A 19,317-nucleotide genomic window follows, 5' to 3' on the forward strand; every position below is an offset into this window, starting at 1 on the left:
AAGGCCTCATGGACCCGCTCATTCTATCGCGCATGCAGTTTGCCGCGAACATCTCGTTCCACATCCTGTTTCCGACCATCACGATCGCGCTCGGCTGGGTGTTGCTGTTCTTCAAGATACGCTACAATGCCACCTCCGACACCGCATGGATGCGCGCCTACTTCACCTGGGTAAAGGTGTTCGCGCTGTCCTTCGCCATGGGTGTGGTCTCCGGCGTCACCATGAGTTTCCAGTTCGGCACCAACTGGCCGGGCTACATGGAGAAGGTCGGCAACATCGCCGGCCCGCTGCTCGCCTACGAAGTGCTGACCGCCTTCTTCCTGGAGGCCGTTTTTCTCGGCATCATGCTGTTCGGGTTCCGGCGCGTCTCCAACAAGGTGCATACGGCGGCGACCGTTCTGGTCGCCTTCGGCACCACCATGTCGGCCTTCTGGATTCTCGCGCTGAACTCCTGGATGCAGACGCCGGTCGGCTTCGAAATCCGCGACGGCGTGGTCCATGCGACAAGCTGGTGGGCGGTGGTTTTCAATCCGTCCTTCCCGTACCGCCTCGTGCACATGCTGCTCGCCTCGGGTCTCACCGTCTCCTTCCTGATCGCCGGCCTGTCGGCGCTGCGCTGGCTCGTCGGCGACCGTTCCGAATCGATGTGGAAAGCGCTGCGCACCGGGACCTTCCTTGGCGCGATCCTGATTCCGATCCAGATTTTCGCCGGCGACCAGCACGGGCTGAACACGCTGGAGCATCAGCCGCAAAAGATAGCGGCGATGGAGGCCAATTGGGAGACGCGCGCCCATGTGCCGCTGGTGCTGTTCGGCTGGCCGGACGAGGCGGCGCGGACGAACCACTTCGAGGTGACCATACCCGACGGCGCCAGCCTGATCCTGCGCCACAGCCCCGACGGTGTGGTGCCCGGCCTCAACGACTATGTCGGCAATCATCCGCCGGTGCTGCCGCTGTTCTGGGGTTTCCGCATCATGGTCGGCGTCGGCGTTATGATGCTCCTTGTGTCGTGGACGGCGACATGGTGGCTCTGGCGCCGCCAGACGCTGCCGAGGCCGCTGGCGCTGCTGATGGTGCCGATGGCTTTCTCCGGCTGGGTGGCGACGCTGGCCGGCTGGTACGTCACCGAGATCGGCCGCCAGCCCTGGCTGGTCACCGGCGTATTGAAGACCGCCGACGCGGTCGGGCCGGTCGCCGGCAGTCACGTCGCCTTCACGCTCGCGGTCTATCTGGCGCTCTACACGACGTTGCTGATCGCCTATCTCGCCACGCTCACCCATCTGGCGCTGAAGGCGGCGAAGGAGGGCGACAAGTCGCCGCTGCCGGCCGTGCTCGACAAGCCCGCCGCCCAGCCGTTGGCGGGAGGGTGATCTTGTTCCTCCCCCAGCGAAGGGGAGTCCGAAAGACAGTCGCCGAAGGTCGTGAAGGGGGCGTAAGAAAATCCGTGGGAGATCTCGAACAATGACTCTCGACTGGCCGACCCTGCTGCCGCTCATCTTCGCCGGCCTCATGGGCCTGGCGATCCTCATCTACGTCGTGCTCGACGGCTTCGACCTCGGCATCGGCATCCTGTTCTCGCTTGCCGATGACAAGGAGCAGGATACGATGATCGCCGCCATCGGCCCGTTCTGGGACGCCAACGAGACCTGGCTGGTGCTGGCCGTCGGTCTGTTGCTGGTCGCCTTTCCGATGGCGCATGGCGTCATCCTCACCGCGCTCTATCTGCCGGTCTTCGTGCTGCTGGTCGGACTGATCCTGCGCGGCGTCGCTTTTGACTTCCGCGCCAAGGTGCCGACGCACCGCAAGCACCGTTGGAACCGCATCTTCTTTATCGGCTCGCTCACTGCCTCGCTGGCGCAGGGTTACATGCTCGGCGTCTATGTGCTCGGCCTGCAGACCGGCATGGCGGCGATGGCCTTCGGTGTGTTGGTGGCGTTTTGCCTCGCCGCCGCCTATGCCGCGATGGGTGCGGCCTGGTTGATCTACAAGACCGAGGGCCCCTTGCAGACCAAGGCCGTGCTGTGGCTGCGCGCGGCGCTGGTGTTGACCGCCCTCGGCATGGCGGCTGTCTCCATCGCCACGCCGCTTGCCAGCCCGCGCATCTTCGACAAATGGTTCGTGCTCCCGGAACTGCTGTGGCTGTCGCCGCTGCCGATCCTGTCGGGCATCCTGTTCCTGTGGCTGTGGTGGCAGACGTTTCATCTGCCCAAGCCCGGCGACCGCCATGCGGCGCTGCCCTTCGTCACGCTCGCCGCGATCTTCGTGCTGGGTTTCGCCGGCCTCGCCTGGTCGTTCTACCCGTTCGTCGTACCGGAGCGCCTGACGATCTGGCAGGCGGCCTCTGCGCCGGAGGCGCTGGGCATCATCCTGGTGGGCGTGGCCTTCGTGCTGCCGGTCATCCTCGGCTATTCCGTCTATGCCTACCGCGTCTTCGGCGGCAAGGCCGACGACCTGCGGTATGATTGACGGGCGCGCGGAAGCCCGCCGATCCGCTCACAAGCGGTTTGACGCCGCCCGGATCGCCATGATGGAGACGGCCTTGTTGTGGCCGATGCCCGAATCCACGCATCCGCCCATGACGTGGACGCCGACCAGTGCCCCCGCCGGGTCGAGGACGCCGGATCCGGACGAACCGCCTTGCGTGTCGAGGTCGCCGTAGTGGAGCAGACCGTCGATGAGGAAATCGAGCGGTCCGGCTTCGATCTTTTTCGGATTGCCTGCCGGATGCTGGATCACGGTAAGTGGCGTCCCGTTGGCTGCGTCCGTCGTAGCGACCGCGCGCACGCCATAGACGTCACCGGCCTGCTTGCCGTCGGCGCCGATCCGCACGATGGCGAAGTCGAGGCCGCCGATACGATATTCGTCGAGCGCCGTTATAGCAAAGACCATCGGCGTGCGCACCGCACCCGTGCTTTTGTCCACCTGGTAGCCGAAATTGACATGCATGTTCGAGGCGATCTCGTTGGGTTCGATGATCACCCACTGGCCGTCGATCAGCCGCCGCGGGCGGCGCCAGCCATTGCCGGTCTGGTCGAAGCAATGGCCTGCCGTCAGCATTTCGTTGGGACTGATCATCGTGCCGGTGCACCAGCGTTTCCCGGAGACATTGCCCGCGTCGGCGTTGGGTGCGGGAAATTTCTGGGCAAGGTCGGAGTTCCATTGGAACTGGGCGGTGCTCGGCTCGTTGCCTGCCACGAAATCCTGCGTTGGGCCGAGCGTCCCGTCATAAAGTTCGACGTCCTGGGAATCGTCGGGGCCACAGATCGATTCGAGAACCGCCTTGGCTTTCTGCGTCTCGATCGCGTCGATCGCTTCGATGGCCTCGACAGCGATGGTCGGCAGCTTGCCCGCCACACCCGTGGTGGCGTCGCTGAAGAAGTCTTTCACCGTTTCGGCCATGTCGTCCGGAAACGGCAACGCATGCCGCTCCTGTCCGGCAGCGGGTCCAGCGAGGCCCGCCAGCAGGGCCATCGCTACAGCCGCACCGACGCCGATCGTTTTCTCGTTCATGGAATCCCTCCTCCCTTTCGGAATTGATGAGCCTCGTTTGCGCGTCGACGCCCGTTGCTCGAAAGCTTCGGTGTCACCGTCGACGGCTCGTGGCCGGCAAGGCGTGACCTGCCGGCCGGACCTCGATACCGGCAAAAAGGTCCCGCGTTGCGGGACGCCGGGCAGGCATTGCCCGTCCGACGCCCCATCGACTCAGCAGACCGTTTTGTCGCAGGCCAGCAGGCACAGCGACTTGGCAGGCTCAGGCAGTGCCTGGCATCCTATCCTGCAGATGTCGCAGGCGATGCCGGCCGCGTTCACGCCCGCCGAGCGGTCGAGCGACCGGTTGTATCCGCGCGCCACCGGCCGGGCCTGGTTTGGAAACGTCATGATCTTCTCTCCTTGATCGACCGGTCCGGGACGCTCGGTCCGCAATGTGGGCGCCGTGGTGACGCGCCACGGTGGTCGCATCGCCCCCGCAGCGGTGCGAACGAGTTCAAATGCAGACGCCCGAACCCATGGCAGGTGTCCCGAACGCTGCTAACCTGGTCCCGCCGGCATAGGCGATGCCGCGAACCGCGTTCACGCCATCAGCACTGGCCGATATTCGGCACGCAGATACCGGCGCAGCCTCCACCAAAGGGCAGGCATGCGCCGACGCAGCACCTGCCGGCCCCGCAGCAATCGGAAGCCGTGACATTCGACGATTCGTCGCGCGTCTGGCTGTGACCGCGCGCGACCGGTTTGGATTGGGTTGGCAGCTTCATCTCGGTCTCCTCTGGATCGGCCCGGCTCGGGAGGCCAGGTATGGTGATATCGTCTCCTGCGAGACGGCTCCGCGACATCGTCCCCGCGCCGATGTGCAACTGGGATTAGAAGCAGTCGATACAGCCTGCTGCGCCGATTCCGGCGAGACACTGGACGCAGGCCGTGCCGAGACTGCCCACGCAAACCGCGCCACATGCGACAAGTGCCGTCCCGCAGGCGATCTTCTTGAAGATGTCGCAGCCGGATGGATGTATGCCACTCAAGATCGGCTGTGCGGCGACACCACGCGCGACAGGTTTCGATTGGATGGGAAGTCGCATCTTGGTTCTCCTGATTGGTTTCAGTTTCTCGTGCTCTCTTCAGTGCCAACACACCGGCGCGCAGACCTTGCTGCAGACGGTTGCCGGGAGGCCGGCCTGCTGACACGCTTGCAGACAGGCGGTGCATGGGGGCACCAGCGACGCCGACTGGAGCCGCGCACGCCATCGCGCGGTGGACACGCCGCGTATCACCGGCGTCCTCTGAGGCGGCAGGTTCAGGCGGGTGGCAGGCGCCGCGGTTGCGGCGGCAGACCGGCTACGCGCCTGCCGGCGCGGTTGCTTCGTCTTCGCTCGCTTGGCCGCCATCACACCCTCCGCGTCCAACTGCGCACCGTGCCGACCGTCACCGGCACGACGTCGCTGACGTCGACCGTGAAGCGGTAGATGCGGCTCGCCACATTGGTATTGTCGGGATTGAAGAAGGAGATCTCGACGTCGTAGCATTCGGAATCCGGCCGGCAGACCGGGCTTTTCTTGACCGCTATGCGATCGAGGTCGAGCTTGTTCTCCGTCGTCGCGCGGATCACGTCGGCGACCTGCACCGCATTGGTCGCGGAATAGTTGAGGGCGCGTTCCTCGCCGGTGAGCCCGAGGTTGCGCAGGTCGTAGTAGACGCGGTCGAGATAGTTGCTCAGCCCCGCCGAGAAACGCTCGTACACGTCGCGCGCGTCCGCTCCCTCGGGAGCCGCGGCGGCGAATTGTTTCACCAGCGGTTCGGCCGCCCAGTCATAGATGCCGCGAATGGCGGGCACGATGACCGGCACGACCTGACCCGATTGCAGCCGCGTGGATCCGCCGATGACGCCGGGCACCGAAATCAGATCGGCGCGGTCCGGTGGGTTCGACAGTTGGTCGGCCAGGGCCTGGCGCAGCTTCCCGTAGCCGACATCGGCATAGGCGCCGACAGGCTGGACCGCATAGATCGGCGTGGCGTCGAGATTGAGCGTCCATATGACCGCCGTTGCGTCTTGGGGGTCGCTTTCGAGGTGGGCCAGCCACTGCTCCGGCAGCATCGGATTGTTGTTCGGGGCTCGCATGGTCTGCACCAGCGAGTCGCGGCGCGCCTCGGAGCCGAAATCGTAGCCGAGTTGGCCCAGTGCATAGACGAGCTGCGGTTTCTTGGCCTCGCCGCCACCGCATCCGCAGCCTCCCTTGTATTCGTCGCCGCCGCCGTTCTTGCCCTTGCCGCCGCAGCCGCAGCCGCAATCCGACGGAGTGATCAGTCCGGCTCCTGCCGGCGGGTCCGTCGGCACGGCTGTCGCTGCGCTTTCCTCGCCGGAGGGACGGATCCCGTCGCTCGGCGCCTTGGCGGAAAGCACCGAATAGGCGGCTGCCCCCGCAAGGGCCGCCGCACCCGGCATCGTTTCGGAATGCGTCCAGGACGACGCATCGCGCAGGTTCGGCATGTCGATGTCTTCAGTCATGGTGTCTCCCCCTGTGATGGCTCGGACCGTGTCTGCAATGTTCAGGCGGCCGGCGAGAATTTTGCGGCAGTCGTCGGATGTACCGGGAACGCAAGGGAGCGCGTGTTTCAGGAGCGCCGCCCGTATGGCGTGCGGATCGGACGGGCGGCCGCGCGTCAATTGCAGGCCGGCAAGCACGGCCGCCAGGCCTGAAACGAACGGCGTGGCGAAGCTCGTGCCGCTGCGGCGGGCCGTACCGCCGCCGGGCGCTGCGCCCAATACGTCCGTGCCCGGCGCCAGGATGCCCTGGCTTCCGTAGGCCGGCCCCCAGTTGCTGGATTCGAGCGGAACGCCCGCTGCATTCATTGCGCCCACCGCCAGCACCGTGGGGGCTGCTGCCGGCACATGCAGGCAGGCGCAGCCGTCGTTGCCGGCCGCCGCCACGATCAGCACATTGCGCCGCGCACAGGTCTCGATGGCGTTCGCCAGCAGCGGGTCTGGTTCTCCCGACTGCGACAACTGCCCGCCGCTGATGTTGATGATATGGGCGCCGTGCTCCAGCGCGAGCAGGATGGCGCGGGCGAGGTCGAGTTGCGAACAGGCAAACTTGCCGGTCTGCTCGGAGAAAATCGGGACGATCAGCCCGCTGCATCGCGGCGCGACACCCTCGACCGAACTGCCCGGCTGGCCGAAAATGATGCTCGCGACGTGGGTACCGTGAGCGAGCGCGCCGGCGCCGCCTGCATTGCCCGCCTGGGTCTGGATGACGCTGATCCGGGCGCCCGTGAAGCACGGATGCTCCAGATCGACCGGCCCATCGAGAACGGCTATCCGGATATGCTCGTGGCCCCCGCCAAATCGAGCGGGATCCTCACCACCGATCCCTCCAGACCCCCTCACGGCTCTACTCCACCGAGCAAGACGAGACGATACAACCTATGGGGGTATCGTCTGTCTTGCTTGAAAGAATGTCAACCAAAAATTGTGACGATGATTCTATGCAAGTCAAAATTGCGCATCGGGCGAGCGGATCGTCGAGCAGTGTATCCGAAGATGACTGGTCGGCTTTTCGCCCGCCCGTGCATGCAGCTCGCTGTTTTACTCGCCTTCGAACTCGACCTTGAACGCCTCGAAGTCGACCTGCATGCCGTTGAGCACGGCGCTCCAGTTCCGCGTCAGGCCTGTCTGCGCCACCGCCTCGGCGATCTCGGCGTCGGCGGCGCCCATGTCCTTGGGGAGATGATCAAGCAGGTCATGGTCGGCTGGCACGCGCGCTTCCGCGGCTATCTCGAAGAGATCGCGGCGGTCTACCCGATCCGCAACGGCATCGAACTGTCCGACATGGCGGACGCGCTCGGCTGCATGGTCGACGGTGGCATCCTGCTGGCCAAGATATCGGGCGACGCGGCGCGGCTGGAGCGGCAGGTCTTGACCTACCGCAATTTTGTACGCCTTGCCTTCGCGCCGGCGGTCCCGCTCGCCCACACCCTCAAGATCGCCAGCGCGGCGTAGACTGCCGCGTTCCGGGTCGCCCGAGTCTCCTCGCCGGCCGCAATCGTCGGGTAACGAAAACCCTTACTTCGCCAGCGATATGCCGAGCGGGCGCGGGGTATAGTCGCACTTGCCGGTCACCTTGTAGTGGAAGTCGGCATTGGAGACCGGGGCGGGGACCGCATTGCCGCCGTCCTCCCAGGACTGCTTGCTGGTTTCTCCGCACGGCACGACGGTGAAGATGTCCACCTTCTTGCCGGTCTCAACCTCTACGCCGCCGAGATACAGCCGATTCGAGGTGTTCGGGTCGTCCGATCGAAGCGTCTCTTTCGTGCCCGTGGGCAGCCTGCCGCCGTTCAGGCCGGGATTGGGGTTGGGAATCTTCATTTCGAGATAGAGCGAATTCATCTGACTCACGTCCGCCTCGGCCGCCCCCATGGTGGTGGTGACGCAGGTGGTTAGCTTTTTCTGCCCACTGCTCGTCGTCGTCTTGATCGAGCCGGGGGGAGCGTCGTTGAAAGTGTTGACATTTTTTGTGGTGCAAACCTGCTTCTGCACCGGCGTCAGCACTTCCCGGCCTTGCGCGTCCTTGCTGACGGTGCTGATGGTCATCGTCCCGTAGCCCTTCGGATCGCCGCCTTTGTTGTAGGCGTAGCTGATCTGGAGCAGCTTCTGCGCGTTAGGATCCCCATACTTGCCGCCCCACAGGGTCATCGTCTTGTCCCACCAGCCCGAGGCGCCCTCGATCTCGAAGGTGGTCTTGATGAGGCTTGGCTCCTTGTGCACTTCGGCCTTCACGTCGACCGGCACCTTGTCGATCCTGGCGATGCCCATGAAGTTGGTCGGCACGTCGTATTCGGCCGAACTCTCGGCGTCAGCGGAACCGGTGTTGCCGATGACGAAGCTCTCGAGCTTGGCGGTTCCCTGCCCGCCATTGGCCGCGTAGAATTCCTTCAGCTTAACCTCGCGCTCCTCGTTGGTCGCGGTCTTGGGCATGTTGACGATCGACAGCGTCGCGGCGTCTAGCGCGTTCTGCATGCCGGAGCGGCTTTGGATGGCCATGGTGTAGTCAGCCGAGAAGCCGACCGCCAGCACCAGCGGTATCGCCGCAAAGGCCATGATCAACGCGAAATTGCCGTCACGTGAGCCGGCAAAGCGGCTCAAAACCCGTTTTTCTTCTGGTTTCAACGCCTGAATACTCCACCCCATCGGGCGCAGAGTAACGGGCAAAGTTGAAGTCGCGATTAATGCGATGTTTCAAAATGTAGGAAGAAGATCCGGCCGGATTCGCCCCGGCCCACCGCGGCTCAATCCATATGCGCCGCTGGCGGTGCCTCGGCCCCCGCCGGCGCCGTCTTCGGCTTGCGCAAGAGCAGCGCCAGCGGAATGGCGCAGAGCGTCACCAGCATCATCAGCTTGAAGTCGTTGACATAGGAGATCAGCATCGCCTGGACGTTGACCAGCCGGTCGATCTGCATCAGCGCTGCCGGGTCGCCGTTGGCGGCGGCCGGCGACAGCGCCTTGAGCATCGGGTTGAACGGCGTGATCCCTGCCGAAAGTTCGCTGTGGTTGACCTGCGTGTTGTGCGTCAGGAGCACGGTCACCACCGAGATGCCGATCGCCGAGCCGAGGTTGCGCACCAGGCTGAACAGCGCCGCGGCGTCGGTGCGGAAGCGCGGCTCCAGCGTGGCGAAGGCCACCGTCGACAGCGGCACGAAGACGAGTCCCAGGCCCAGCCCCTGCACGACGCCCGAGAAGATGATCAGATTGTCGTCCATCTGCGGGGAAAACCCGGTCATGTCGTAGAGCGACCATGACGTCATCAGCAGCCCGGTGACCACCAGGATGCGCGCGTCGACGATGCGCACCAGCCGCCCGACCAGCAGCATCGAGATCATCGTGCCGACGCCGCGCGGCGCCATCACCAGCCCGGTCAGGATGGTCGAGTGGTTGAACAGATTGCTGAGCATCGGCGGCAGCAGCGCCATGCTGGCGAGCAGGATGATGCCGATGATGAAGATGAAGACAAGCCCGGTGACGAAGTTGCGGTCGCGGAAGATCGCCGGGTCGATGAAGGTGTCCTTGGCCGTAGCCAGATGCACGGTGAACACCCAGAAGCCGGTGATCGCCAGGCCGAGCTCGATCCAGATCTCGGGCGAGGCGAACCAGTCGACCTCGCCGCCGCGGTCGAGCATCAATTGCAGCGCGCCGACGCCCAGCGACAGCATGGCGAAGCCGAAGAAATCGAAGCCGCGCAGCCGGCGCGCGATGCGCGGCAGGTAGGCGGCGCAGCCGAGGAAGGCGAAGATGCCGACTGGCAGGTTGATGAAGAACACCCAGCGCCAGTTTAACGTATCGGTCAGCCAGCCGCCCAGCGTCGGCCCGATGATCGGGCCGACCATGATGCCGGCGCCCCAGATCGCCATGGCCTGGCCGTGCCGTTCCTTGGGGTTGATGTCGAGCAGGAACGTCTGCGACAGCGGCACGATCGCCGCGCCGAACACGCCCTGCAGCAGCCGGAACAGCACCATGCTCTCCAGGCTCCAGGCGACGCCGCACATCATCGACATCGCCGTGAAGCCGACGATGGTGGTCAGGAACAGTTCGCGGCGGCCGAACCGGTCGGCCAGCCACCCCGTCACCGGCGTCATGATCGCGGCGGCGACGATGTAGGAGGTCAGCACCCAGTTGATCGTGTCCCCCGAAGCGTCGAGGTCGCCCGTCATGTTTGGCAGCGCGACGTTGGCGATCGTGGTGTCGAGTACCTGCATGACCGTCGCCAGCATGATGGACACGGTGATCAGCCCGCGATGCGGGACTTCCTGGAAAGTGGGCGATGCCTGTGCCATGATCGGACGCTCCCGCAGGGGGAGCCCTCATACGAAGTCTGTGCGGGTGCTATTCTGCCGCGTTGGCCGTGCCGAACAGCCCGGCGACGCTTTCCGGCAGCGCCGCGAATCGAGGCAGGCCGCGGGCGACGCCGGTGTCGACGGTGACGTCGGCGCTCATGCCGGTGCGCAGTGCCAGGTCGGTGTCGCCAGTGTCGACCTTGAGCCGCACCGGGATGCGCTGCGTCACCTTCACCCAGTTGCCGGTGGCGTTCTGGGCCGGCAGCAGCGAGAACTCCGCGCCGGTGCCGGCGCCGATCGCCTCGACCGTGGCCTTGATCGGCTGGCCGGGATAGGTGTCGAGCTCGATCTCGGCGGTCTGCCCGGGCTTCATGTGGGTGAGCTGCGTTTCCTTGAAATTGGCATCGACCCACGCCTCGTCGGTCTCGACCAGGCTGAACAGCGGCGTGTTCTCGCCGATCAGTTCGCCGAGCTTGAAGGAGGCGGCTTGCGAAATCATGCCGTCGGCCGGCGCACGCACCGTCGTCTGCTCGAGATCCCACGCGGCCTTGTCGCGCGCCGCGACCGCCGCCAGCACGCTCGGATGGCTGTCGGTCGCGAGGTCCGGCTTGCCGCCAAGCGCGGCAAGGGCGCCGCCGACGGCCTCGCGCGCCGCCTCTTCCTCGTCGCGCGCCTTGGTCAGGTTGCGCTGCGCCTGGTCGAGCAGGGCGCGCGAGCTGATGCCCTTGCCGGCGAGGTCGCTCTGCCGGGCGAACTCGGTCTTCATATAGGTGACCTCGCCGGACGCGACGTGCTCCTGCGCGATGGCTTGGCTGTAGGCCGAGCGCAACTGCTCCACAGAAAGCCGGGCGGCGGCGAGTGCGGCGTCTGCCTGCTCCAGCGCGATCCGGTAGGGCTGCGGGTCGATGACGAACAGCACGTCGCCGCTCTTCACCATGCCGTTGTCGACGACATGCGTCTCGACCACACGGCCGGCCTTCTGCGCGGCGATGCTGACGATGGCCTGCTGCAGATTGGCGTTGTCGGTCTCCTGGTAGCGGCCGCCGGTCACCCAGACATAGGCGCCGCCGGCGGCCAGCAGCAGCGGCAGGGCGAACATCAGCACAAGCCGCTTGCCGCGCCGCTTCTTCGGCTGCGGGGCGGGATTCGGGCTGAGGGCGGCCGGAAGGGCGGGCATCGCCTGTCCCGGCGCGAGTTCAAGCTTGCGGGCGTCGCCTTCCGCCTTTGCCATCGCGTTCATGTCGATTATCCGTATTTCCGATTGTCTGTCGTCGTTGCAGTCGCGGCGGCTGTATCGCCGTCGGAAAGATTGATGGTGATCGCTTCCAGCGCCCGGATCAGGTCTCGGCGCTCTTCCGGCGAGACGCCGGCCAGCGCTTCCTCATAGACCTCGCCGGCCATGCCCTTGACGACATGGTAGGCATCGAGCGCCTTGGCGGTCGGGAAGATGGTGCGCACCCGGCGGTCGCTGGCGTCGGCGCGGCGTTCGATCCAGCCGCTTTCCTCCATCCGGTCGAGCAGGCGCGAGACGCTGATCGGCTCGATTTCAAGCAGTTCGGCCAGCCGCGCCTGGGTGACGCCTTCTTCCTTGACGACGCGCACCAGGAGCCGCCAGTGCGCGGCGGAAACGCCGACACTGCCGGCGCGCGCCTCGAAGCGCTTGCGCAGGACGCGCGCCGCGTCGTGGATAAGGAAGCCGAGCCTGTCGATCCCGTAATTCATGAGCGCGATATATTATAAGCATGCTTATGAAACAAGGAGGGCAAGGCCGGCCCGATAGATATTTTTGCACTGCACCATAGTTTTGCGACCCTTGTGCCAGCCGCGATTGCCAGTTCGATTTTGCCGATTTTCGGGAAAGTCGTTCCCGGAATCCACGCCTTATCGGTTTGCGCCGCGCGGCTATTCTCGGCGCCAACGAGACAGGCAGGGACAAGCTGATGATCACCGCTGAAAAGGCGCGCACCGCCGTCGAGCAATACCGCGAGGAAGGCTACGCCATCGTGCGCGGCTTCGTCGACGGCGACGAACTGGAGCAGTTGAAGCGTGAAACCCAGGCCGTCTACGAGGAAGGGCTGAAGCACCATGCCACCTACCGGCACGGCAATCTGAACTTCCAGATCCTGCCGGAATCTCAATTCGGCAAGCGCTATATGCTGCAGGCCTACTGGTTCTCATGGATCAACGCCTATTTCGAACGGTTCCGCCGCGACGGGCGCTATCTCATGCTGCTCGAAGGCCTGATCGGCCGCGACATCAGGCAGATCGCCCAGCAGTTGCACTGGAAGCCGCCGGGCGCCAATCTCACCGGCTACCGCTTCCACCAGGATCTGCGATTCCGCAAGCGGAGCGAGTTCGACAACATCGCCGAGGCGACCGTTACCACGGGCCTCGCCGTCGACCGCGCCACGAAGGAGAATGGCTGCCTCCAGGTCGTGCCCGGCAGCCACAAGCTTGGCTACCTCGGTCTGTCGGACGAGGGCACCGGCGAATTGATGAAGGGCCTTACCGCCGAGGACGAACTGCGTCAGGTCGGCATCGATCCGGCCAGCATCATAAGCCTCGAATTGGAACCCGGCGACCTCGCAATGTGGGGCCTGCTGACCGTCCATGGCTCGGCCCCGAACAAATCCCGGCACGACCGCGCCTTCGCCCTGTCCAGCTACGTGCGCGCCGACACCACCCAGCGCGGCGAATGGGCCTTTCGCGACGGCGTCTCGACGCCGCTCGGCGACACGCCAAAGCTTTGCAAATACGAGAAGCTCTTCGAGGAGCCCGGCCCTCTCTACGACACGACGGAGTGGTGGAAGTAGTGCCGGCCACTCTGCTGCAATCCGCAAATCCTGACGGTGGGTGCTCTTCGGCGCCCACCGGTTTTGCGCGTTTGTCGGTGCCCCCTCCACCACCTTCGGCGGTCCCCCTCCCCCGCTTCGCAGGGGAGGAACTGGGGCGTGCCGGCTGCGCCGCCGCTGATCCTCCCCTGCGAAGCGGGGGAGGGGGACCACGCGAAGCGTGGTGGAGGGGGCGCTGTTGCTCAATCGGGTTCGCTACAAGGCCGTTACACCAGATCCGGCGACAGCTCCCGGCTCAGGAACTCTACAAAGGCCCGCACCTTGCCCGCCACATAGGTTCGGTGCGGATAGACGGCGTAGATCGGGCTGGAGCCCGGCCGGAAATCGTCGAGCAGCACTTCCAGCTCGCCCGCTGCGATCGCCTTGTCGACCAGGAGGCTCGGCAGATTGCCGATGCCGAAGCCGGCCAGCGTCATCTGGTAGGCGGCTTCGACACTGTTGGTGGACACGCGCCCGCCGACAGCAGCGTTGAACGGCCCCGCCTCGCCGACAAACGGCCAGGTGCCGATGCGCCGGGCGAAATTGCTGAGCACGCAGGAATGCGCCGCCAGATCGTGCGGATGGCCCGGCCGGCCATGCCTGTCGAGATAGCCGGGCGTGGCGCAGACATAGTTGCGCACCTGCCCGAGCTGGCGGGCGATCAGCGCCGAATCCGTCTGCGCCTCGAAGCGGATCGCTACGTCGTAGCCTTCCTCGACGATGCCGACCACGTAGCGAGAGGTCAGGTTGAACTCGACCGAGGCCTGCGGGTTCTCCTCCAGGAATCTCGGCAGCAGCCGCGTGATGCGCGTCTGCGCGAGCACGTTGGAGCAGGAGATGCGCAGCAGTCCGCGCGTGGCGCTATGCAGTCCCCGCGTCGAATCCTGCAATTCGGCGATCTCGTTGAGCAGCACGCGGGTGCGCTCGCTGTATTCGCGGCCTGCCTCGGTGAGCCCGAGCCGGCGCGTCGTCCGGTTGATCAGCCGCACGCCGAGATCGTCCTCCAGCTCCTTGATCAGCCGGCTTACGGCGGTCGTCGACATGTTGAGGTCGCGGGCCGCCGCCGAGAGGCTGCCCAGCGCGCAGGTGCGGTCGAACACCTTCATCGCCACCAGAAGATTCATCGCCGCTCCTCGCCCCGAACGGCGCCCGCTCTGCCAGCCGCCGCCGTCCACATCAAGCCCTTGCGCCGGCGCGTGTTGCGCACCAGCGCCAATTCCACCAAACCGTAACGACAATGGGAGAAAAAGACATGAAATCCAAGGACCTGCACCCGGCGATCACGGGCTACGCCAAGGCCGCGCGCGCCGGAAAGCTCGACCGCCGCGAATTTCTGGCGCTGGCCAGCATTTTTGGCGCAAGCGCTGCCGCCGCCTACGGCATGATCGGCTTGCCGCGCCCGGCAGCCGCCGAGGAGGTAGGCACGCCGAAGAAGGGCGGCGTGCTCAAGGTCAGCATGCAGGTCATGGCCATCGACGACCCGCGAAAGTTCAGCGTCTCGCAGATGGGCAATGTCGCCATGCAGTTCATCGAGCCCCTGGTGCGCTGGAATCCGGATTTCACCTTCCAGCCGATGCTGCTGGAGAGCTGGGAGATCAGCGAGGACGCCAAGCAGTACGTGCTGAAGGTCCGGCCGGGCGTAAAATGGTCGAACGGCGATGCGTTCACCGCCGAAGACGTCGCCTTCAACATCACCCGCTGGTGCGACAAGGACGCTCCCGGCAATTCCATGGCCGGCCGCATGGGCGCGCTGATCGACCCCGACACCAAGAAGGCGGCCAAGGACGCCATCGCCATCAAGGACGACCACACCGTGGTGCTGACGCTGTCGCGCCCCGACATCACCATCGTTCCGGCGATGACCGACTATCCGGCGCTGATCGTGCATCGCGGCTTCGACGCCGCCGGCAAGACGCTGGCCGAGCAGCCGATCGGCACCGGCCCGTTCGAACTCACCGCCTTCGACGTCGGCGTCAAGGCGTCGGTGCGCCGCCGGCCCGACGGCTCCTGGTGGGGCGGCGACGTCTATCTCGACGGCATCGACTGGACGGACTACGGCACCGATTCCGCCGCCACGGTGAACGCCTTCGAGTCCGGCGAGATCGACCTCAACGGCCAGACCCAGACGGCCGATGTCGGCATCCTCGACGGCTTCGGCCTGAAGAAGTCGGAAATCGTCACCGCCACCACCATCGTGGCGCGCTGCAACGTCGCCAACAAGCCCTATGACGACAAGCGCGTGCGCAACGCCATCCAGCTTGCCGTCGACAACGAGGTGGTGCTGAAGCTCGGCGCCGACGGCATGGGCACGCCGGCCGAGAACCACCATGTCGGCCCGATGCACCCCGACTATGCCGAGCTGCCACCGATCCGCCGCGATCCCGAGAAGGCGAAGGCGCTGCTGGCCGAGGCCGGCCAGTCCGACTTCGAATTCGAGCTGATCTCGGTCGACGCCGACTACCGAAAAGAATCCTCCGACGTCATCGCCCAGCAGATGCGCGACGCCGGCTTCAAGGTGAAACGCACCATCTATCCGGAATCCACATTCTGGAACGACTGGACGAAATATCCCTTCGCCACCACCAACTGGAACGCCCGCCCGCTCGGCATCCAGACGCTGGCGCTCGCCTACCAGACCGGCAGCGCCTGGAACGAGAGCGCCTTTTCCGACGCCGAGTTCGACGCCAAGCTGCGCGAGGCCAACGCCATCGCCGACGCCGACAAGCGCCGCGTGCTGATGAAGGATCTCGAGCGCATCCTCCAGGATTCCGGCGTCATCGTGCAGCCCTTCTGGCGAAAGCTGTTCTGCCACATGAAGCCGACGGTCATGGGCTACCAGATGCACCAGGCCTACGAGCAGCATTTCGCGAAAACCTGGCTGGCCGAGCAGGCCTGAGCCTGGAAGGCTTTCGCCCCGCCCCGATGAGGAAGCCGGCCGCGAACCGGCTGGCGGGAGGAACATCCCGAGCTTTCGCCGCGCCCTGTGCGAGGCGAATGTGCCGGCAGGCTTTGAGGGGCGGCGTTACCGCCGGGCCTGCCGGCAGACATTCAACCGCCAAAAGCCGGCGGTTGAATGCCGAAATCATGCAGCACTCGCCTCGGGCACGTCGCGCAATCGCCGCTGCATCGCGACGCCGCCCCGGCCGCTCGCCCGTCGCCATCGGGCGGGCGGCCATCCGGCTGCGGAGTGTCTTTGCCGGCGATGTCGAAAAGGTCGTTCTCCCGCGAAATGTTCATCCGGCGTTCCTGTGTTGGCCCGTGTCGCAGGATAGCGGGGCATCCCGCGCGGATAAGCCGTCGGCTGCGGGAACGACTTTCCCGCCTGGCGGGATGGTCACCGGCCGCCGAGGCCGAAAAGCCTGTCTAGCGCCAGCGGCCCACCGCCAAAGACGGCGAGCGTCAGCGCCATCGCCGCCCAGGGCAGATGGAAATTGGCCCAGCCTTCCGGAACCGTGAGTTGGATGACCGCCGTCATCGCCAGGATGCCGAGCGCGGCGAAACGCGTGCCCAATCCCAGCACCAGCAGGATCGGCAGCGCGATCTCGCCGATGCCCGCCAGCGTCGCGGCGAGCACCGGAGCGGGATAGGGATATTCCGACCCGAAAATATGCAGCTTGAACTCTTGCTCGAACAGGAAACGCGCACCGCCGGACAGCGCGAAGAAGCCGTCCCATTTGGTAAGCCCGGACTTGAAGAATGGGACGGCGATTGCGAAGCGCAGCGCCAGCAGCGGCAGCGCCTCGGGGACTTTTGCGATGAGCGCCTCGGCTTGGCGCATCAGCCTGATCGGCCCGCCGGAACGGTCGGCTGATGGAATGTCGGTCATGGCAGAAACTCCAAAGGTTTACGCACCGTCGCGCGGCACATTCGTATTCAGTTCGCTTCCCCCTCACCCGCCCTCCATTCTCACACCCGCGAACGCGCCGAGCCCGATCAGTCCGACCAGCGCAGCGCCGAAATCGAACTCCGGTTCCGCTGCCGTGCGTTCCGCGGCCTCGCCGAGCGTCAAGCCGCCGAACAACGCCTCGGCAAAAGGTGCGTCGCGTGGCGGCAGCACATGGACCCGCACGTCGAATTCCGGTCGCGTCACCAGCACGCATTCGCCGCCGCTGAAACTTGCCGATCCGGCGATGTCGCCCTGATGCGCTTGCCAGATGCTGCCTGTCGGGAAACACGAGCGCAGCAGAGCGGCAGCCGGATGGACCGTCAATCGCGCGACCGCGAGCCTTTCACCGTCCAAGCCGGCCAGTGTCGCGATGGCCAGCGGCACGGCGTCCGCGGCGTGGTAGGCGTGCGTCCATGCCGCCTCCAGCCGCGCCACGTCGGCAAGATACGGCAGGCCGGCGGCCGGTGCGAAGCCGGCGACGAAATCCGGGAAATCGCCGCCATAAGCAAAGATCAGCGGCGATGCCGGCTTGTGACCGGCGATAAAGGCTCGCGCCATGCCGGCGAAGAAGTCGGCGCCGACCAGTTGTCGCGTTACCGGAAACCGGCTCTCCAACGCCCGCGTCAGGCCGACTGCGACATTGTTGCGATAGACGGCAAAGCGTTTCTCATCGGGCTTGCCGCGTGCCGTGGTGATACCTGCCGGCGCCGGCTGCCCCGGGTCGACCAAAGCGGCGGCGAAGGCGTTCTGGATTGCGATGATATCCATGGTTCAGGCCCGCCGCCGCATCGGCTCGCGCCGCCCGGCCGCTGTCGCAAGCACTGAGTCGGCCCTTCGCGCCTCGGCCAGCAGCAGCGGAAAGGTCGGTACGTCGTTGTCCCATTCGATCAGCGTCGCCACCGGCCCGCAGCGGGCGATCGTGTGGCGATAGAGCGCAAACACGTCGTCGCGCACTTTTGAGCCATGCGCATCGATCAGCAGGCGTTCGCCGGCGCCGTCGACAGTTTCGTCGTAGCCGGCCAGATGGATTTCGCCGACGCGCTCGACCGGAAAGCGATCCATGTAGGCGTAGGGGTCGAGGCCGTGATTGACCGCCGACACCATGACGTTGTTGACGTCGAGCAGCAGGCCGCAGCCGCTGCGCTCGGCAATCGCGTCCAGAAAATCGATCTCGTCGATGGTACTGTCATCGAACAGCACATAGCTCGACGGGTTTTCCAGCAGCAGTTGGCAGCCGGTCGCCTGCTGGGCCTCGTCGACATGCGCCGACACGCGCTCCAGCGTCTCCGCTGTATAGGGCAGCGGCAGCACGTCGTTGAGAAAGCCGGCATCATGCGTCGACCATGCCAGATGTTCCGAGAAGGAATGCGGCCGGTAGCGATCGATCAGCGCGCGGAGCCTTGCAAGATGCTGGCGGTCGAGTGGCCGCGCCGCGCCGATCGACAGGCCGATGCCGTGCAGCGAGATCGGATAGCGCTCGGCGATTGCCGCCAGCGCCCGATGCGGCGCGCCGCCGTCGCCCATATAGTTTTCCGCATGCACCTCGAAGAAGCCGACATCCGGCCGTGCGCTGAGGATGTCTGCATAATGCTCCGGCTTCAGCCCTAGCCCGGCGCGCCAGGGAAGATGGGGGTTATGGAGAGCTTTCATGGTCTACGCCCAGTCTTGTCGGGAACCGCGCGGGTCTCTTTCTCCCATTCACGGGTTCGAAGGACGGGCGCGAGGCGCATCGCCCGACCCGGTCGATGCGCTAATCAGGTGAGGGGCGCCGCCAGCCCACCAACCCCGGCGTCGCCCCTCCTTCCGCCCCGAGGGGCGCCTCGCAAAGCGAGGAGAAGGAAACTCACCCCTTCGCCGGCTCCAGCATGCCCATATGGCCGTCGACATTCATCGTCGTGCAGGTGCCCTTCGGCACGGCCTTCCAGGCATTGCCCTGGTAATCCATGGTCGAAGTGCCCGCGCAGGTGGTGCCGGCGCCGGCGGCGCAGTCGTTCTGGCCTTTCAGCGCGATGCCGTAACATTTTTCCATGCCGACCATCTTTTCGGCGGGCAGCGGCGCGGCAGTGGCGGTCGCCATCGCGGTGGCGAGCGAGCCGGCAAGGGCGAAGGCGAAAGTCTGGCGGTTCATGCTGATCTCCTGTAACGGTCGGGTTGGTGAAGCGCGCCTCGCGCTCCATGCTTCCGACTTCGCCGCCGCCTTAATCCGCGTTACGCCGAGCCCAGAACACGGTTTCGTGATGTCTGTTTCCGCCCCGCTTCCGATTTCGGCGGCCGGCGTAA

General features: G+C 65.5%; 18 protein-coding genes. 5 read left to right on the top strand and 13 right to left on the bottom strand.

Going from position 1 to position 19,317, the window contains the following annotated elements; translation table 11 throughout:
* The first annotated feature begins 8 nt into the window (after nt 1-8).
* Both RB623_RS18840 and RB623_RS18845 read left to right on the top strand, forming a co-directional pair.
* A complete protein-coding gene (locus RB623_RS18840; RefSeq protein ID WP_308058472.1) occupies nt 9-1,370 on the top strand; it encodes a cytochrome ubiquinol oxidase subunit I in 1,362 nt (453 codons plus the stop codon).
* Between the two features lie 91 nt (nt 1,371-1,461).
* Entirely contained in the window at nt 1,462-2,466 is a 1,005-nt protein-coding gene (locus tag RB623_RS18845; protein WP_308058473.1) for a cytochrome d ubiquinol oxidase subunit II, read from the top strand.
* A gap of 27 nt (nt 2,467-2,493) precedes the next feature.
* On the opposite strand, the gene RB623_RS18850 is transcribed toward RB623_RS18845, so the two are convergent.
* From RB623_RS18850 to RB623_RS18865, 4 genes are all read right to left on the bottom strand, one after another.
* Nucleotides 2,494-3,510, bottom strand: coding sequence for a trypsin-like peptidase domain-containing protein (locus tag RB623_RS18850; RefSeq protein WP_308058474.1), 1,017 nt, complete (start codon nt 3,508-3,510; stop codon nt 2,494-2,496).
* A gap of 192 nt (nt 3,511-3,702) precedes the next feature.
* Nucleotides 3,703-3,879, bottom strand: coding sequence for a hypothetical protein (locus tag RB623_RS18855; RefSeq protein WP_308058475.1), 177 nt, complete (start codon nt 3,877-3,879; stop codon nt 3,703-3,705).
* 1,003 nt (nt 3,880-4,882) lie between these two features.
* A complete protein-coding gene (locus RB623_RS18860; protein ID WP_308058476.1) occupies nt 4,883-6,880 on the bottom strand; it encodes a PatA/PatG family cyanobactin maturation protease in 1,998 nt (665 codons plus the stop codon).
* Between the two features lie 198 nt (nt 6,881-7,078).
* Entirely contained in the window at nt 7,079-7,249 is a 171-nt protein-coding gene (locus tag RB623_RS18865) for a hypothetical protein (protein ID WP_308058477.1), read from the bottom strand.
* Between RB623_RS18865 and RB623_RS18870 the strand changes: the two genes are divergently transcribed.
* Nucleotides 7,235-7,492 carry a hypothetical protein gene (locus RB623_RS18870; protein WP_308058478.1) on the top strand — a complete coding sequence of 86 codons (258 nt, stop codon included), beginning with the start codon at nt 7,235-7,237 and terminating at the stop codon, nt 7,490-7,492. The two genes, RB623_RS18865 and RB623_RS18870, sit on opposite strands and share 15 nt — an antisense overlap.
* Nucleotides 7,493-7,555: 63 nt before the next feature.
* Here the strand turns inward: RB623_RS18870 and RB623_RS18875 are convergent, their stop codons facing one another.
* The 4 genes from RB623_RS18875 to RB623_RS18890 all read right to left on the bottom strand — a co-directional run bounded on the left by RB623_RS18875 (nt 7,556) and on the right by RB623_RS18890 (nt 12,042).
* Nucleotides 7,556-8,635 carry a pilus assembly protein gene (locus tag RB623_RS18875; RefSeq protein WP_308058479.1) on the bottom strand — a complete coding sequence of 360 codons (1,080 nt, stop codon included), beginning with the start codon at nt 8,633-8,635 and terminating at the stop codon, nt 7,556-7,558.
* Between the two features lie 143 nt (nt 8,636-8,778).
* A complete protein-coding gene (locus RB623_RS18880) occupies nt 8,779-10,320 on the bottom strand; it encodes a DHA2 family efflux MFS transporter permease subunit (RefSeq protein WP_308058480.1) in 1,542 nt (513 codons plus the stop codon).
* 49 nt (nt 10,321-10,369) lie between these two features.
* Nucleotides 10,370-11,560 (bottom strand): HlyD family secretion protein, encoded by a 1,191-nt coding sequence (locus tag RB623_RS18885; protein ID WP_308058481.1) that lies wholly within the window; start codon nt 11,558-11,560, stop codon nt 10,370-10,372.
* Nucleotides 11,561-11,565: 5 nt separating this feature from the next.
* Nucleotides 11,566-12,042 carry a MarR family winged helix-turn-helix transcriptional regulator gene (locus tag RB623_RS18890; protein WP_308058482.1) on the bottom strand — a complete coding sequence of 159 codons (477 nt, stop codon included), beginning with the start codon at nt 12,040-12,042 and terminating at the stop codon, nt 11,566-11,568.
* A gap of 218 nt (nt 12,043-12,260) precedes the next feature.
* Between RB623_RS18890 and RB623_RS18895 the strand changes: the two genes are divergently transcribed.
* A complete protein-coding gene (locus RB623_RS18895) occupies nt 12,261-13,133 on the top strand; it encodes a phytanoyl-CoA dioxygenase family protein (protein ID WP_308058483.1) in 873 nt (290 codons plus the stop codon).
* A gap of 245 nt (nt 13,134-13,378) precedes the next feature.
* Here RB623_RS18895 and RB623_RS18900 read toward each other — a convergent pair whose 3' ends face one another.
* Complete coding sequence (locus RB623_RS18900; RefSeq protein WP_308058484.1) at nt 13,379-14,275, bottom strand: LysR family transcriptional regulator; 897 nt, start codon at nt 14,273-14,275, stop codon at nt 13,379-13,381.
* Between the two features lie 128 nt (nt 14,276-14,403).
* Here RB623_RS18900 and RB623_RS18905 point away from each other — a divergent pair, with 128 nt between their 5' ends.
* On the top strand, nt 14,404-16,047 hold the full coding sequence (locus tag RB623_RS18905; protein ID WP_308058485.1) for an ABC transporter substrate-binding protein: 1,644 nt from the start codon (nt 14,404-14,406) through the stop codon (nt 16,045-16,047).
* A gap of 438 nt (nt 16,048-16,485) precedes the next feature.
* On the opposite strand, the gene RB623_RS18910 is transcribed toward RB623_RS18905, so the two are convergent.
* The 4 genes from RB623_RS18910 to RB623_RS18925 all read right to left on the bottom strand — a co-directional run bounded on the left by RB623_RS18910 (nt 16,486) and on the right by RB623_RS18925 (nt 19,165).
* Nucleotides 16,486-16,977, bottom strand: coding sequence for a DoxX family protein (locus RB623_RS18910; protein WP_308058486.1), 492 nt, complete (start codon nt 16,975-16,977; stop codon nt 16,486-16,488).
* A 63-nt stretch (nt 16,978-17,040) separates the two neighbouring features.
* Nucleotides 17,041-17,805: a DNA-binding domain-containing protein gene (locus RB623_RS18915; RefSeq protein ID WP_308058487.1), complete on the bottom strand. Its 765-nt coding sequence runs from the start codon at nt 17,803-17,805 to the stop codon at nt 17,041-17,043.
* 3 nt (nt 17,806-17,808) lie between these two features.
* Nucleotides 17,809-18,687, bottom strand: coding sequence for a DUF692 domain-containing protein (locus tag RB623_RS18920; RefSeq protein ID WP_308058488.1), 879 nt, complete (start codon nt 18,685-18,687; stop codon nt 17,809-17,811).
* A 193-nt stretch (nt 18,688-18,880) separates the two neighbouring features.
* Nucleotides 18,881-19,165 carry a DUF2282 domain-containing protein gene (locus tag RB623_RS18925; protein WP_308058489.1) on the bottom strand — a complete coding sequence of 95 codons (285 nt, stop codon included), beginning with the start codon at nt 19,163-19,165 and terminating at the stop codon, nt 18,881-18,883.
* Nucleotides 19,166-19,317 lie beyond the last annotated feature (152 nt).

The organism is Mesorhizobium sp. LHD-90 (assembly GCF_030929505.1).
Taxonomy (GTDB): Bacteria; Pseudomonadota; Alphaproteobacteria; order Rhizobiales; family Rhizobiaceae; genus Kumtagia.

What these genes read in the sequence shown, in the direction of transcription:
- RB623_RS18840 (WP_308058472.1), top strand. Translation starts at nt 9, where the DNA reads ATGGACCCGCTCATTCTATCGCGCATGCAGTTTGCCGCGAACATCTCG.
- RB623_RS18845 (WP_308058473.1), top strand. Translation starts at nt 1,462, where the DNA reads ATGACTCTCGACTGGCCGACCCTGCTGCCGCTCATCTTCGCCGGCCTC.
- RB623_RS18850 (WP_308058474.1), bottom strand. Translation starts at nt 3,510, where the DNA reads ATGAACGAGAAAACGATCGGCGTCGGTGCGGCTGTAGCGATGGCCCTG.
- RB623_RS18855 (WP_308058475.1), bottom strand. Translation starts at nt 3,879, where the DNA reads ATGACGTTTCCAAACCAGGCCCGGCCGGTGGCGCGCGGATACAACCGG.
- RB623_RS18870 (WP_308058478.1), top strand. Translation starts at nt 7,235, where the DNA reads ATGGTCGGCTGGCACGCGCGCTTCCGCGGCTATCTCGAAGAGATCGCG.
- RB623_RS18880 (WP_308058480.1), bottom strand. Translation starts at nt 10,320, where the DNA reads ATGGCACAGGCATCGCCCACTTTCCAGGAAGTCCCGCATCGCGGGCTG.
- RB623_RS18885 (WP_308058481.1), bottom strand. Translation starts at nt 11,560, where the DNA reads ATGAACGCGATGGCAAAGGCGGAAGGCGACGCCCGCAAGCTTGAACTC.
- RB623_RS18890 (WP_308058482.1), bottom strand. Translation starts at nt 12,042, where the DNA reads ATGAATTACGGGATCGACAGGCTCGGCTTCCTTATCCACGACGCGGCG.
- RB623_RS18895 (WP_308058483.1), top strand. Translation starts at nt 12,261, where the DNA reads ATGATCACCGCTGAAAAGGCGCGCACCGCCGTCGAGCAATACCGCGAG.
- RB623_RS18900 (WP_308058484.1), bottom strand. Translation starts at nt 14,275, where the DNA reads ATGAATCTTCTGGTGGCGATGAAGGTGTTCGACCGCACCTGCGCGCTG.
- RB623_RS18905 (WP_308058485.1), top strand. Translation starts at nt 14,404, where the DNA reads ATGAAATCCAAGGACCTGCACCCGGCGATCACGGGCTACGCCAAGGCC.
- RB623_RS18910 (WP_308058486.1), bottom strand. Translation starts at nt 16,977, where the DNA reads ATGACCGACATTCCATCAGCCGACCGTTCCGGCGGGCCGATCAGGCTG.
- RB623_RS18915 (WP_308058487.1), bottom strand. Translation starts at nt 17,805, where the DNA reads ATGGATATCATCGCAATCCAGAACGCCTTCGCCGCCGCTTTGGTCGAC.
- RB623_RS18920 (WP_308058488.1), bottom strand. Translation starts at nt 18,687, where the DNA reads ATGAAAGCTCTCCATAACCCCCATCTTCCCTGGCGCGCCGGGCTAGGG.
- RB623_RS18925 (WP_308058489.1), bottom strand. Translation starts at nt 19,165, where the DNA reads ATGAACCGCCAGACTTTCGCCTTCGCCCTTGCCGGCTCGCTCGCCACC.